16 protein-coding genes are annotated in these 14,005 nt (G+C 63.3%); 15 read left to right on the plus strand and 1 reads right to left on the minus strand.

Annotated features, from left to right (window positions below; genetic code table 11):
* The first annotated feature begins 3 nt into the window (after nt 1-3).
* The 13 genes from ptsP to E3T50_RS10500 all read left to right on the plus strand — a co-directional run bounded on the left by ptsP (nt 4) and on the right by E3T50_RS10500 (nt 11,058).
* Entirely contained in the window at nt 4-1,719 is a 1,716-nt protein-coding gene (gene ptsP, locus E3T50_RS10440; protein ID WP_134551769.1) for a phosphoenolpyruvate--protein phosphotransferase, read from the plus strand.
* Nucleotides 1,716-3,206 carry a PTS mannitol transporter subunit IIBC gene (locus E3T50_RS10445; protein ID WP_134551770.1) on the plus strand — a complete coding sequence of 497 codons (1,491 nt, stop codon included), beginning with the start codon at nt 1,716-1,718 and terminating at the stop codon, nt 3,204-3,206. The genes ptsP and E3T50_RS10445 overlap by 4 nt, the downstream gene beginning before the upstream one ends.
* The gene (locus E3T50_RS10450) at nt 3,203-3,640 is read left to right on the plus strand and encodes a PTS mannitol transporter subunit IIA (protein ID WP_134551771.1); all 438 of its coding nucleotides are present in this window, start codon (nt 3,203-3,205) and stop codon (nt 3,638-3,640) included. The genes E3T50_RS10445 and E3T50_RS10450 overlap by 4 nt, the downstream gene beginning before the upstream one ends.
* Nucleotides 3,637-4,785: a mannitol-1-phosphate 5-dehydrogenase gene (locus E3T50_RS10455; RefSeq protein ID WP_134551772.1), complete on the plus strand. Its 1,149-nt coding sequence runs from the start codon at nt 3,637-3,639 to the stop codon at nt 4,783-4,785. Before E3T50_RS10450 ends, E3T50_RS10455 begins: the two co-directional genes overlap by 4 nt.
* Before the next feature lie 126 nt (nt 4,786-4,911).
* The gene (gene infA, locus E3T50_RS10460; protein ID WP_035834638.1) at nt 4,912-5,133 is read left to right on the plus strand and encodes a translation initiation factor IF-1; all 222 of its coding nucleotides are present in this window, start codon (nt 4,912-4,914) and stop codon (nt 5,131-5,133) included.
* 67 nt (nt 5,134-5,200) lie between these two features.
* A complete protein-coding gene (gene rpmJ, locus E3T50_RS10465) occupies nt 5,201-5,314 on the plus strand; it encodes a 50S ribosomal protein L36 (RefSeq protein WP_035834639.1) in 114 nt (37 codons plus the stop codon).
* 142 nt (nt 5,315-5,456) lie between these two features.
* Nucleotides 5,457-5,831: a 30S ribosomal protein S13 gene (gene rpsM, locus E3T50_RS10470; RefSeq protein WP_092449488.1), complete on the plus strand. Its 375-nt coding sequence runs from the start codon at nt 5,457-5,459 to the stop codon at nt 5,829-5,831.
* A gap of 45 nt (nt 5,832-5,876) precedes the next feature.
* Nucleotides 5,877-6,275 carry a 30S ribosomal protein S11 gene (rpsK, locus tag E3T50_RS10475; protein ID WP_035834641.1) on the plus strand — a complete coding sequence of 133 codons (399 nt, stop codon included), beginning with the start codon at nt 5,877-5,879 and terminating at the stop codon, nt 6,273-6,275.
* A 133-nt stretch (nt 6,276-6,408) separates the two neighbouring features.
* Nucleotides 6,409-7,398, plus strand: a complete 990-nt coding sequence (locus E3T50_RS10480; RefSeq protein WP_134463364.1) for a DNA-directed RNA polymerase subunit alpha — start codon at nt 6,409-6,411, stop codon at nt 7,396-7,398.
* 47 nt (nt 7,399-7,445) lie between these two features.
* Nucleotides 7,446-7,991: a 50S ribosomal protein L17 gene (gene rplQ / locus E3T50_RS10485; RefSeq protein ID WP_134551773.1), complete on the plus strand. Its 546-nt coding sequence runs from the start codon at nt 7,446-7,448 to the stop codon at nt 7,989-7,991.
* Between the two features lie 99 nt (nt 7,992-8,090).
* Nucleotides 8,091-9,122, plus strand: coding sequence for a GNAT family N-acetyltransferase (locus E3T50_RS10490; protein WP_241990867.1), 1,032 nt, complete (start codon nt 8,091-8,093; stop codon nt 9,120-9,122).
* A gap of 189 nt (nt 9,123-9,311) precedes the next feature.
* Nucleotides 9,312-9,500, plus strand: a complete 189-nt coding sequence (locus E3T50_RS10495) for a hypothetical protein (RefSeq protein WP_134463370.1) — start codon at nt 9,312-9,314, stop codon at nt 9,498-9,500.
* A gap of 184 nt (nt 9,501-9,684) precedes the next feature.
* A complete protein-coding gene (locus E3T50_RS10500) occupies nt 9,685-11,058 on the plus strand; it encodes an MFS transporter (protein WP_241990868.1) in 1,374 nt (457 codons plus the stop codon).
* Nucleotides 11,059-11,174: 116 nt separating this feature from the next.
* Here the strand turns inward: E3T50_RS10500 and E3T50_RS10505 are convergent, their stop codons facing one another.
* Nucleotides 11,175-11,903, minus strand: a complete 729-nt coding sequence (locus tag E3T50_RS10505) for a GntR family transcriptional regulator (protein WP_134551775.1) — start codon at nt 11,901-11,903, stop codon at nt 11,175-11,177.
* Between the two features lie 144 nt (nt 11,904-12,047).
* Between E3T50_RS10505 and E3T50_RS10510 the strand changes: the two genes are divergently transcribed.
* Both E3T50_RS10510 and E3T50_RS10515 read left to right on the plus strand, forming a co-directional pair.
* Nucleotides 12,048-12,725 carry an aspartate/glutamate racemase family protein gene (locus E3T50_RS10510; protein WP_134551776.1) on the plus strand — a complete coding sequence of 226 codons (678 nt, stop codon included), beginning with the start codon at nt 12,048-12,050 and terminating at the stop codon, nt 12,723-12,725.
* 247 nt (nt 12,726-12,972) lie between these two features.
* A complete protein-coding gene (locus E3T50_RS10515; protein WP_134551777.1) occupies nt 12,973-13,968 on the plus strand; it encodes a sugar phosphate isomerase/epimerase family protein in 996 nt (331 codons plus the stop codon).
* Nucleotides 13,969-14,005 lie beyond the last annotated feature (37 nt).

Genomic DNA, 14,005 nt, shown 5'->3' on the forward strand with positions numbered 1-14,005 from the left:
CGCATGGAACTGCAGGGAATCGGAATCGGTCAGGGTGTCGTTGTGGGCCGGGTCGTGCGCATGCCCGACCCGATGCCCGACCCCGTCGCCGCACCCAGCGCTCTGACACCGGCGGAAGAGGGCGACCGGGTCGCCAAAGCCCTCGGCGCCGTTGCAGCCGACCTCCTCGCCCGCGCGGCGCGGGCCGGTGGAATGGCCGGCGAGGTGCTCGAGGCCCAGTCCATGATGGCCGAGGACCCCAGCCTCGTTGACGACGTCACGCTGCGGCTCGCCGCCGGCGCGACCGCCGAGCGAGCGGTCTTCGAGGCCTTCGCGGCCTTCCGTGACATGCTGACCGAGCTCGGCGGCTACATGGCCGAGCGGGCGGGCGACCTCGACGACGTCTCGCAGCGAGTCGTCGCGCGTCTCCGGGGAGTCTCGGCGCCCGGGGTACCCGACCGGGGACATCCGTTCATTCTCGTGGCTCGCGACCTGGCTCCGGCCGACACCGCCACCCTCGACCTGAGCCAGGTGCTCGGCCTCATCACGCTCGACGGGGGTCCTACCTCGCACACCGCCATTTTGGCACGCGAGAAGTCCATTGTGGCCATCGTGCGCACGAATGGTGCGGCGGGCCTCGCCGATGGTGACGAGGTCATTCTCGACGCCGCGAACAACCTGGTGATCACATCACCCAGTGCCGAGCAACTCTCCGAGGCCCACGCACGTGTGGCCGCTCGGGCGGCCCGCGCGCTCGCGCCGGTGTCACCGGGCCGCCTCGCGGACGGCACCCCCATTCCGCTGCTGTCGAACCTCGGGTCGGCCGACGGCGCGGCCGCGGCCGTCGCCCTCGGCGCGGAGGGCGTTGGCCTGTTCCGTACCGAATTCCTGTTTCTCGACGCCGTCACCGCGCCGACCGTGGCCGAGCAGCGCACCGAATACGAGCGGATGCTGCGCGCCTTCCCCGGCAAGAAGGTCGTGGTACGTGCACTGGATGCCGGGGCGGACAAGCCGCTGGCCTTCCTCAACGACGCCCGCGAAGACAACCCGGCCCTCGGTCTGCGGGGACTGCGCGCGCTGCGCGCGTCCGAGCAGATCCTGCGCGACCAACTCGAAGCGCTCGCCCAGGCGGATGCCGCCACCGACGCCGAGCTGTGGGTGATGGCACCGATGGTCGCCACCGTCGAGGAGACCCGCTACTTCGTGGCACTCGCGCGCGAACTCGGACTCAGGACCGCCGGGGTGATGGTCGAGATCCCTGCCGCCGCGCTTCTCGCCGATCGCATCCTGCGACACGCCGACTTTGCCTCGATCGGTACGAACGACCTCACCCAGTACACGCTCGCGGCCGACCGCCTGCTCGGCTCCGTGGCCGCCTTCCAAGACCCGTGGAACCCCGCGGTATTGCGCCTGGTGGCCGAGGTCGGTGCCGCCGGTGCCGCGCTCGGCAAGCCCGTCGGCGTGTGCGGTGAGGCCGCCGCGGATCCGCTGCTCGCCGTGGTGCTCGTCGGCCTGGGTGCAACGAGCCTCTCGATGTCCGCTTCAGCCCTCGCCGACGTACGAGCGACCCTGGCGGACTTCACGAGTGCGCAGGCCCGGCTGTTGGCCGAGCTTGCCCTCGAAGCCGAGGATGCGGCATCCGCCCGCGAAGTGGTCACGACCCGGGCTGCCAAATTTCTTGATTCATCTTCTCGTTTTGAACCTTCCCCGACAGCACACCCTAGAAAGGTACTGAAATGACGACGACGTCAGCCGACACCAAGCGAACGGGCACTCGCGTGCACGTGCAGCGCTTTGGCACATTCCTCAGCGGAATGGTCATGCCCAACATTCCCGCTTTCATCGCGTGGGGGCTGATCACCGCGCTGTTCATCCCCACCGGATGGACCCCCAACGAGACGTTCGCAACCCTCGTCGACCCGATGATCATCTACATGCTGCCGCTGCTGATCGCCAACACGGGTGGGCGCATGATCTATGACACCCGCGGTGGCGTGGTCGCCACGATCGCCACGATGGGTGTGATCGTCGGCAGCAGCATACCGATGTTCATCGGAGCCATGATCGTGGGCCCGCTCGCTGCCTACCTTCTCAAGAAGGTCGACAGCATCTGGGAGGGCAAGATCAAGGCCGGCTTCGAGATGCTCGTGAACAACTTCACGGCTGGAATCCTCGGTGCCATCCTCGCTCTCGGCGCGTTCGTCGGCATCGCCCCGCTCGTGACCGGGCTGAGCAAACTGCTCGAAACCGGTGTCGACTTTCTGATCGCCAACGGATTGCTGCCCCTCGCGAGCATCCTGATCGAACCGGGCAAGGTGCTCTTCCTCAATAACGCCATCAACCACGGCGTGCTCACCCCGCTCGGCGTGCAGCAGGTATCCGACACCGGCAAGTCGATCCTGTTCCTGCTCGAGGCCAACCCTGGCCCCGGACTGGGCATCCTGCTCGCGTTCACATTCTTTGGAACCGGCATTGCCCGGGCCAGCGCGCCCGGCGCAATCATCATCCAGTTCCTCGGCGGCATCCACGAGATCTACTTCCCCTACGTGCTCATGAAGCCGATCCTCATCCTGGCCGCCATTGGCGGCGGTATGACCGGTGTGGCCATCAACGTGGCGTTCGCCACCGGTCTGCGCGCTCCCGCCTCGCCCGGCAGCATCTTCGCCGTGCTCTTCCAGACGTCGCCCGACAGCTACATCGGCGTCATCCTGTCGGTCATCGGTGCGGCAACGGTCTCCTTCCTGATCGCCGCCGTCATCCTGCGCGCCAGCCGTCGCCGTGACCTCGCTGATGGTGCCGGTCTCGACCTGACCGCCGCCGTGGCGAAGACCCAGGCCAACAAGGGCAAATCCAGTTCGGTACTCGGCAGCCTCGTCGGCTCCACCGCAACGGATGCCGCAGCCGGCGGCAACGCCGCCACTCGCGACCTCCGCAACATCGTGTTCGCCTGCGACGCCGGAATGGGCTCGAGTGCGATGGGCGCCTCCGTGCTGCGCAACAAGATCAAGAAGGCCGGCATCGCGGGAATCACGGTGACCAACCAGGCCATCGCCAACCTCGACGGCAGCGCCGACCTCGTGATCACGCACCAGGACCTGACCGACCGTGCGCGGGCCAAGTCACCCGACTCCGTGCATGTCTCCGTCGACAACTTCATGAACAGCCCGAAATACGACGAAGTCGTGGGCATGCTCGAGCGCCAGACCAACGAAGGAGTCATCTCATGAGTCAGATCCTCGAACCCCGCAACCTGATTGCCCGCGGAACGGCCCGCACGCGCGACGAGGCGATACGCGAGGCCGGCGGCCTGCTCGTGGCATCCGGCGCCGTGAGCGACGACTACGTGGCGTCCATGTTCGAGCGCGAAGCATCCGTTTCGACGTACATGGGCAACTTCCTTGCCATCCCGCACGGTACGAACGACGCGAAGGAGTCGATCCTGCGCAGCGCCCTGTCGCTCGTGCGCTACGCCGAGCCGATCGACTGGAACGGCGAGCCGGTGCGCTTCGCCGTCGGCATCGCGGGGCTCAACAACGAGCACCTCGAGATCCTTTCCAAGATCGCCATCGTGTTCTCCGACGAAGACGAGGTGGCCAAACTCATCGACGCCGGCACGGCCGAAGAGATTTACGCCCTGCTCGAGGAGGTCAACGCAGAATGAAGGCCATTCACTTCGGCGCGGGCAACATCGGGCGCGGCTTCGTCGGACTCCTGCTGCACGAAGCCGGGTACGAGGTGGTCTTCGCCGACGTGAATTCGACCCTCATCGACGCGCTGCACGCCGCACCCAGCTATGAGGTGCACGAGAAGGGGGAGGGGGCCCGCCAGCACACGGTGCAGGGTTTCCGCGCCATCAACAGCGCCACCGACAGCGAGGCGCTGATCGACGAGATCGCCACCGCCGACGTCGTGACGACGGCCGTCGGACCGAACATTCTCAAGTTCGTCGCCCCGCTCATCGCGGCCGGGCTGGCTCGCCGGGCAGCGTCGCTGCCGCCGCTCGCCGTGATGGCGTGCGAGAACGCCATCAACGCCACCGACCTGCTCGCCGAGCACGTGCACAGCCACGTGACCGGTGCCGACTGGCCGGCCGTTTCGGCGCGCGCCGCCTTCGCGAATACGGCCGTCGACCGCATCGTGCCCAACCAGGCAGCGGATGCGGGCCTCACGGTGACGGTGGAGGCCTTCTACGAGTGGGTCATCGAGCGCGGCCCATTCGGCGATGCGGTTCCGGTCATTCCGGGAGCCACGTTCGTGGACAACCTCCTGCCCTATATCGAGCGCAAGCTCTTCACGGTGAACACCGGGCACGCCACCATCGCCTACCTCGGCAGCCGGGCCGGCGTCAGCACGATCGCAGAGGCGCTCGACGTGCCGACCGTCGTGGCGGCCGCCCGCGCCGTGCTCGAAGAGACGTCGGCGCTACTGGTTGCCAAGCACGGACTCGACGAGGCCGCCCAGCGCAACTACCGTGAGAAGATCATCGTTCGGTTCAGCAACCCGGCCCTGCTCGACACCGTCGAACGAGTGGGCCGCCAGCCGCTGCGCAAGCTCAGCCGCAACGAGCGGTTCATCGGCCCGGCCGCGGAATTGATCGAATCGGGCTTCATACCCGAAGCGCTGTTGGGCGCCATCGGTGCGGTGCTGCGCTTTGACGTTGCGGCCGACGAGCAGAGCGTCGAGCTGCAACGGATGCTCCGGGCCGAAAGCGCGGAGCACGTGGTTCTGCAGGTGTGCGGGCTCGATGCGGCGCATCCACTCTTCGCGTCGATCGTGCTCGAGGTACGACGCGCGCAGGGATTATAGGACTGAATTGCCAAAAGGCAATCTCATACCATAAGATAGATCCTTGGTGTCTGGTGTCGCCCTTTTCGGGCATGTCCGGCATCAATCCCGCATGACCAGCAATCAATACAGAGCGACAGTGAGGGTATGGCCAAAAAAGACGGTGTCATCGAAATCGAGGGCGCAGTAGTCGAAGCTCTGCCCAACGCGATGTTTCGCGTTGAGCTGTCAAACGGCCACCGAGTCCTTGCCCACATCTCGGGCAAGATGCGTCAGCACTACATCCGCATCCTCCCGGAGGACCGCGTGATCGTCGAGTTGAGTCCTTACGATCTGACCCGTGGCCGGATCGTCTACCGCTACAAGTAACGACTGCTGTAAGTAACGGCCTTCGGCATCCCGAGGGTACGAAGACAGCGAAAAACAAGGAATCACCATGAAGGTCAAGCCCAGCGTCAAAAAGATCTGTGACAAGTGCAAGGTCATCCGCCGTAACGGCAACGTGATGGTCATCTGCGAGAACCCCCGTCACAAGCAGCGCCAGGGTTAAATTTCGTCGCGATTCGTCGCTTCGAGACTCACCTGAGTACCACAGATAGATAGCAGTTCCGGGAGCCCTTCGGGGTGACACCATCGGCTGGAGGCCGGTGTACAGGAGCTGTTACAGACCTCCATCACTAACAGGAGACACAATGGCACGTCTAGCCGGCGTCGACATCCCGCGCGATAAGCGCGTGGAAGTTGCATTGACTTACATTTACGGTGTTGGCCGTACGAGGGCCCTCAAGACCCTCGCCGACACTGGTATCGACGGAAACATCCGCGTCAAGGATTTGAGCGACGACCAGCTCGTCCTCCTCCGCGACTACGTCGAGGGTACCTTCAAGGTTGAGGGTGACCTCCGCCGTGAGGTTGCCGCCGACATCCGCCGCAAGGTTGAAATTGGCAGCTACGAGGGCATTCGCCACCGCAAGGGCCTGCCCGTGCGCGGTCAGCGCACCAAAACCAACGCTCGCACCCGCAAGGGCCCGAAGCGCACCGTAGCCGGCAAGAAGAAGGCGCGCTAGGCCCCGGCCTAGCCCGCTAACGCCTTTAGGATTCAGGAGAAATTCATGGCACAACCCAAGTCGGCCGTACGGAAGCCGCGTAAGAAAGAAAAGAAGAACATCGCTGTGGGCCAGGCCCACATCAAGAGCACCTTCAACAACACGATCGTGTCGATCACCGACACGACCGGAGCTGTCATCAGCTGGGCCTCGTCGGGCCAGGTTGGTTTCAAGGGTTCGCGCAAGTCGACCCCCTTCGCCGCACAGCTGGCCGCCGAATCGGCCGCCCGCCAGGCGCAGGAACACGGCATGAAGAAGGTTGACGTCTTCGTCAAGGGACCCGGCTCAGGCCGCGAGACCGCGATCCGTTCGCTGCAGGCCGCTGGCCTCGAGGTCGGTTCGATCAACGACGTGACGCCCCAGGCCCACAACGGATGCCGTCCGCCGAAGCGCCGCCGCGTCTAAAGCACACGCTGTCATCTCGACGGGCTCGGCACTTCATTGTCACCGAGCCCCGTCGAGACTCTTTTCTTTCACTTTTCACTCTCTCGTCATTGCAAGTGTCATATAGCGGACACTTAGCCGAAAGGAATCAACAGTGCTTATTGCACAGCGTCCAACGCTCACCGAAGAGAACATCTCGGAGTTCCGTTCACGGTTCATCATTGAACCGCTCGAACCTGGCTTCGGCTACACCCTCGGCAACTCGCTTCGCCGTACCCTGCTCTCCTCGATCCCGGGCGCTGCTGTAACCAGCATCCGTATCGATGGCGTGCTGCACGAGTTCAGCACCGTTCCCGGTGTGAAGGAAGATGTCACGGAAATCATCCTGAACATCAAGGGCCTCGTGGTCTCGAGCGAGCACGACGAGCCCATCACCGCCTACCTGCGCAAGCAGGGCGCCGGCCAGGTTACCGCCGCCGACATCTCGGCTCCGGCCGGCGTCGAGGTGCACAACCCGGAACTGGTCATCGCTACCCTCAACGACAAGGCGAAGTTCGAACTCGAACTGACCATTGAGCGTGGCCGCGGTTACGTCTCCAGCACCCAGAACCGCAACGAGTTCTCCGAAGCCGGCCAGATTCCGGTCGACTCGATCTACTCGCCCGTTCTCAAGGTGACCTACCGGGTCGAGGCAACTCGTGCCGGTGAGCGCACCGACTTCGACCGCCTCGTCGTTGACGTGGAGACCAAGTCGGCTATCTCGCCCCGCGACGCCATCGCATCCTCTGGTCGCACCCTGACCGAGCTGTTCGGTCTGGCCCGCGAGCTCAACACCGCAGCCGAGGGCATCGAGATCGGCCCCGCGCCGGTCGACGCTGTGCTCTCGACCGAGTTGTCGGTTCCGATCGAAGACCTCGACCTGTCGGTGCGTTCGTACAACTGCCTCAAGCGCGAAGGCATCAACAATGTCAGCGAACTGGTCGCCCTCTCGGAGACCCAGCTGATGAACATCCGCAACTTCGGGCAGAAGTCGGTTGACGAAGTGAAGGACAAGCTCGTTGAGCTCGGCCTGTCCCTGAAGGATTCGGTTCCCGGATTCGACGGCGCACACTTCTACAGCGGCTACGAAGAAGAGACCAACTAAGGCTCGGCTTCCCGCTGCCTTTCGATTTTTGATACTGGAGATTACCAATGCCTAAGCCCACAAAGGGCCCCCGTCTCGGTGGCGGCCCGGCGCACGAGCGCCTCATGCTTGCGAACCTGGCCGCGGCCCTGTTCACCCACAAGTCGATCAAGACGACCGAGACCCGTGCCAAGCGCCTGCGTCCGCTCGCCGAGCGCATGGTGCAGTTCGCCAAGCGCGGTGACCTGCACGCTCGTCGTCGCGTTCTCGCGACGATCACCGACAAGACCGTCGTGCACGAGCTGTTCACGGTCATTGCCCCGCAGGTTAACGAGCGTCAGGGCGGTTACACCCGCATCACGAAGCTCGGTTTCCGCAAGGGCGACAACGCATCCATGGTGCAGATGGAGCTCGTTCTCGAGCCCCTGGTTCCCAAGGTCAAGCGTTCCAAGACTGCGACCGTTGCCGCGACCCCCGTCGGGTCCGAAAACGTTGTTGTCGAAGACGTCGTTGCTGACGACGTTGTCGTCGACGAGACCGTCGTAGCCGAAGACGTCGTAGCCGAAGACGTTGTTGCCGAAGACGCAGCAGCCGACGAGGCCGACAAGAAGTAGCACCACCAGCAAGGGAGGGCCAACACACGTTGGCCCTCCTTTTTTTGTGTACCGACCCGTCTCGTTTGACGAAGATAGGGTTGAGGGATGGATCAACGCGTGACTTCACTGGCTGAGCGCATCGGGATCGTCGAGGCTCCGGTGCTGCCGCAGCACCCGGATGTAGCGGCGTGGCGAGCCGCCACCGGGAGCGACATCGACGGCATCTGGCAGCTGCGCCAATCCATGGGCGAAGTGGACCACCCCAACTACCTCACGGCCCGCGGCGCCATCGCCGCGGACTTCGGCTACTCGCACTTTCGCCCCGAACTCGATTCGCTCGTCGGCCTCGACGAGGCCGGCCACATCGTTGCGGTCGGCATGGTCATGTGTCCTCCTCGACAGGTGAGCCTCGTGCGCTCGATGCCGATCGGCGGGGTGCACCCGTCGCTGCGCGGCCGGGGTATCGGCCGCCAACTACTGGCCTGGCAGTTGGCCAGGGCCAAGCAGCAGCTTGCCTCCTCCGCCAGGACGCTTCCCGGCTGGGTCCTCAGTTACGCCGATGAACGGTCCCCGCAGAACGCCAGCCTGTTCGAGCACGCAGGCCTCAGCCTCGCGCGCTACTTCCTCACCCTGGAACGATCCCTGGATGCGGCGGTGCGTGCCGTCGAAACCGCCGACGGCATCCGCATAGCCGCGTACACCGCCGCGGCCTCGGCCGAGGTGCACCGCACCCGCGACGACGCCTTCATGGACCACTGGGGCAGCCAGCCGATGAGTGACGAGAACTGGAACGCCTTCGTCGGCGGACAGTGGTTTCGCCCCGACCTCTCGTTCGTCGCCTACGGCACCGATTCGACCGGAACCGAACGGGTCGTCGGCTTCGTGCTGTCGACGGCGAACGAGAACGTCTGGGCCACCCAGGGCTTCACCGGCAGCTACATCGACCTGGTCGGTGTTTTGAGCGGATGGCGCGGCCGCCACATTGCGCAGTCGCTCCTGGCTGCCCAACTCGCGGCCGGGCGGGCCCTCGGTCACGAGCGGGTGACCCTCGCTGTCGACTCCGACAGCCCCACCGGCGCCCTCGGCCTCTACACCGGCATGGGTTTCGTGCCCACCCACCGCAAGATGGCCTACACCCTCGAGTTCTAGCGGTTATCCCGCAACATATCAATGGTGGCAAGGTTCGTTCCATGCTCGGCAGCGACGGGTAGTGCTCGGGGCAGCGGGGCCTTGACACGCAAACGATTATCGCCGATGCTATAGGAAATAGGATTCACTCGGCGAAGCGCTGCAATGCACTGGACCGCAGAAACCTCACTACGGATTCGATGAGGAACCATGACACGGATATTTGATGACCCTGCCAAGTGTGCTGCGAAGGCCGGAGTCATCGGCTTCTCGCGCGGCGTCGCACCCGATCGGGGATATGACGGCATCGCTGCTGGCAATGCCCATCTCATCAGCGAGGTACCGGGATTCGTGATGGGCCAGACCCTGAACGTCGACGCTGGCACCTATACGCACTGAGGGCCTCAACCATGTCTGGAATATCCGGTCCCTGGTCGAAGGGGCGCATTATCAGCCTGATCGTTGGCGTAATTCTTGTCGGCGTCGGAATTGTGATGATCGCCCCCCACCTGTTCACCTAGTCGATTCACCGTTCACCGCAGCACCGCGAATTTGCCATTCACTGACTCAAAGGAGAGCAGACTTGTCTAACTCATCGAAGCTGATTGAGATACCGGAGACATCTCACAGTCCCGCGCTCAAATCGGCGATCTCGAAGGCGGCTCGGCACCTGATGCCGATGCTCGTCATCCTGTATTTCGTCGCCTTCCTCGACCGCACCAATGTCGGATTCGCCGAGGAAGCGCTGAAGGTCGACCGCGGCGTCTCGGACGGTGCATTCGCGTTGGGCGCCGGCATCTTCTTCATCGGCTATGCACTGTTCGAGATTCCGAGCAACCTGCTGCTGAAGAAATTCGGAGCCCGCTTCTGGCTGGCACGCATCGCCGTCACCTGGGGTATCGTCGCAGCGGCGTTCGCCTTCACAACGAACGACACGATGTTTATCGCTCTTCGCTTCCTCCTCGGCGTCACCGAGGCGGGACTGTTCCCCGGCGTGATTATGTTCCTGGCTGAATGGTTTCCGAACAAGGTGCGCGTGCAGATGTTCGCGATCTTCTACCTGGCACAACCGTTCTCACAGATGCTGGGCGCCCCGCTGAGCGGCGGCCTGATCAGTTTCGGTGACGCGTTGACCCCGTGGCACGGCTGGCAGGTGATGTTTTTTGCGGAGGGTCTTCTCGCCGTCATCGCCGGAATCGCCGCCGTGTTCTTCTTGATCAACAGTCCCCAACAGGCGAAGTTCCTGAACGATGAGGAGAAGTCGGCTCTGCTCGCCGTGATGGCGAAGGAGGATGCGGTCCGAACCGAAGACGGTCCGTCCGGCATCTGGCGCGCTATGTCGAGTTGGAAGGTGTGGTACTTCACCGTCATCTATTTCTGCCTGCAGATCGCGGTCTACGGCACGACGTTCTACCTTCCGCAGCAGGTGTCGAACCTCATCGGCCAGGACATCGGCTGGCAGGTTGGCCTGGTATCGGCCATTCCGTGGCTCGGCGGACTCTTCGCCTGTTACTTCTTCGGCAAGTACGCGAACACCGTTCTTCGTCGCCGAAGCCTGGGCACCTGGTTCTTTCTCGGCACCGGCGTATTCATTCTCGGCTCCGGCTTTGCCGGCGCTGCCGGACTGCCCATCGTCGGCATCCTATGCATCACGCTTGCTGTGTCGTGCTTTCTGTCGGTCGGACCGATCACCTGGTCCTACCCGACGGCGTTCCTCACGGGGACCGCTGCAGCAGCGGGCATCGGCTTGATCAACTCGCTCGGTAACCTCGGTGGCTTCGTGGCACCGATCATGCGCACCGGCATCAACGACGCGGTGCCCACTGAGAGCGGCGTCTGGGGCGTCGTGTCTCTCGGCGTGTTTGCATTCGTTGCGGCAGCAATGTTCTTCGCCACCAAGTTCTTCAAGGCGAAAGCCGACGCGCTTCTGGTTGAAGAAGCAACAGTGAGTCATTAGCCCGGGCTACTGACCGAAAGCCGGTCCGGATCGCTGGTGAACCGGCCCGGCTTTCGTCATGGTTGCCTAAAGACGCGGTTCCCGCGGCGCATCGCTCGGTCGGTGCGCCGAGCCGGTCAGTGCGCCGAGCCGGTCAGTGCGTCAGCGCGCGAGCGGGTGCGTACCTTCTCGATGTGGTTGCGCATCGCAGCCGCTGCGATCGCGGGGTCGCCGCTCCGGAAGCCATCGAGGATGACGGCGTGCTCGCGCACGGCATCGTCTGCGTCTCTCACGCCGCTACGAACCGACTGACGCATCCGGTGCACACGGGTGGAAATCGCCTCGGACATGTCGATCAGGAACGGATTGTGCGTCCCCGCGAAAATGAGATGGTGAAAGTTCCAGTCAATAGCAAAGTACTCGTGCAGGAGTGCGACGGACGACCTGTCGTCTTCTGGAGCCTCCCGTACCTTGCGGGTGACGGCACGGTGGTCGTCGAGTGCCTGCTCCAATAGCGGCACGAGCGCGGCAGCATCACGAATGGCCAGCTCGGTGGCCCCACCCTCAAGGACGATTCGTGTGTCGAATAGCGCTTCGAGCTGACCGTCGGAGATGGGCGGCGCGACGCGATACCCCTTCAGGGGTTCCCGTATCACGAGACCGGTGCGCTCGAGCTGCACGAGTGCTTCGCGGACAGGCGTCGGCGACACCCGCAGGTCGCGCGCGATTGCGTCGATCGACAATCGTGTTCCTGGTTCGATACTCGAGCTCATCAGCATGTCGAGCACGAGATCGTAGACACGGTCACGGAGGCCTTTACGCTCAAGACCGGAGGACCCGCCCAGCATATACGCGGTCTGAGACATTCATACCTCCGAAATTTTGACCCTATCAGGCGCCGCTGTCGGGCGTCTGGTGTGACGAGTCAGGTTTGCGAATTGAAACGGTCGCACCGTTCAATAATTATGAGTCATCAGACGTCCTACGTCGCACCTCAAAGGAGATCTGTCGTGACCAAGAAGATTGCGATCCTGCATACCAGCTTCGTGTTTGTTTCCATCGAGCCGGTGATCAACAACCTCATCGCAGAACTCATTCCAAACGCCGAGGTCATGCACTTCGTTGACTCTGACGTTCTCGCCACGGTCGTTCGTGAACGGGGAATCTCGACAAACAGCGCTTTGCGGATGACGTATCTTGCGCAGGCGGCAGAAGCGGCCGGCGCCGATATTATATTCTCGGCGTGCTCGTCGCTGGGCCCGGCGCTGGACATCGCTGCCCGCAGCGTTCACACGCCCATCGTGAAAATCGATGAGGCCATGGCCATGCAGGCCGCTCGCGAGGGAACCAAAATCGGTGTCTTGGCCACGGTCCCCACCACGCTCGAACCGACATCCGACCTCATTTCCGCAAAGGCGTCGGAGATCGGGCGGACGGTCATCATCGAGCAGAGGCTGTGCGCCGGTGCCTTCGATGTGCTGATGTCGGGAGACCGCGAGAAGCACGACGAAATGGTGACCGCCCAGGCCATGGATCTGGCGAAGGGTGTCGACATCATTGTGCTGTCGCAGGCATCTATGAATCGTCTTGCGGGCAGCTTGAACGAGCAGACGAAGCTTCCGGTGTTGTCGAGCCCCCGCATTGGCGTGGACTATCTGGCTCAGCGCGTCGCGGCACTCGGGGAATGAAGTCGAAGACCCTCGCCAGGATTTGAGAGACGCCGTCGAGGTGCTGGTCGCCGAACCGCGGTCCTGCTCGTCCTCAAACGTGGCGGATGCGGTGTGCGTCGCTGACCCGCAGGAGACGTGTGCGGCATGGTGCAACGGGTCATGCTCGCGAGACAGTGACGGGAGCGCTCGGGCATCCGCCGCCTTGACAGATATGCCATTATCACGGATGCTATAGGAAATAGGATTTATACAATGGAGTGATGCAATGCGCTATACCGCAGAAACCTGGCCCATCACCGCAGCGCTGCTGCAGTTCCCGGGAACCGACGCGAACGGTCGCACAGCCCAAACCGCAGATGCGAGCGTGTGGGCGGGGGTGTTCCAGGAAGTCAAGGAGGCCGGTTTCGCCAACGTCGACCTCTTCGATTCCTGGGTGCGTCCGGGTGATCTCACGAGCGAGCGGCTCGATGAGCTCAAGCGCACTGCCACCGACGTGGGGGTCGGTGCGCCGTCGATCTCGGCCATCCGTCGAAGCGTCATAGACGAGGCACACTGGGAAGACAACCTCGCCTATAGCCATCGAACCCTCGACGCAGCGGCCCAGCTCGGCTGTGAGGTCGTGTCTTTCGGTCTGCACCAGGCTCTCACTGCCGAACAGCAGAATCAGTTGTGGTTCTGGACCGTTGAGGGCCACCACGACCCCGTCGGCGACGCGGAGACCTGGGGCAAGGCCGTTTCCCGGCTGCGGGAACTGGGCCGGCATGCAGAGGAGCTCGGGTTGCTGATGTCCTTGGAACTCTATGAAGACACGTATCTCGGCACGGGTGATTCCGCGGTTCAACTCGTTCAGGACATCGGCCTGACCAACGTGGGCCTCAACCCCGACCTGGGAAACCTCGTGCGCCTTCATCGACCCATTGAGGCCGTGCACGAAATGATCGCGAAGACGGTTCCATACGCCAATTACTGGCACGTGAAGAACTACAGCCGAGACGAGAACCTGGCCCGGGGCCAGTTCGTCGCGGTTCCCGCCCCGATGGAAAGCGGTCTGATCAACTATCGCGAGGCGTTCCGTACGGCCTTATCGTTCGGATTTCAGGGCATCATCTGCACCGAGCACTACGGCGGCGATGGCCTCAGCGTTTCGGCCACAAACCAGGACTACCTGCGCAGCAAGATTCTTCCCAAAACCCAGAACTATGCGCTCGGCACCTCGCTCGTGGCGCAGGGGCGGCAGCAGCCAAGGCGCGTCACCGTCTAAGTTCAGCCGCTGATCACTACGGATTCGATGAGGAAAC

Origin of the sequence: Cryobacterium gelidum, from assembly GCF_004403985.1 — a bacterium.
Lineage (GTDB): Bacteria > Actinomycetota > Actinomycetes > Actinomycetales > Microbacteriaceae > Cryobacterium > Cryobacterium gelidum.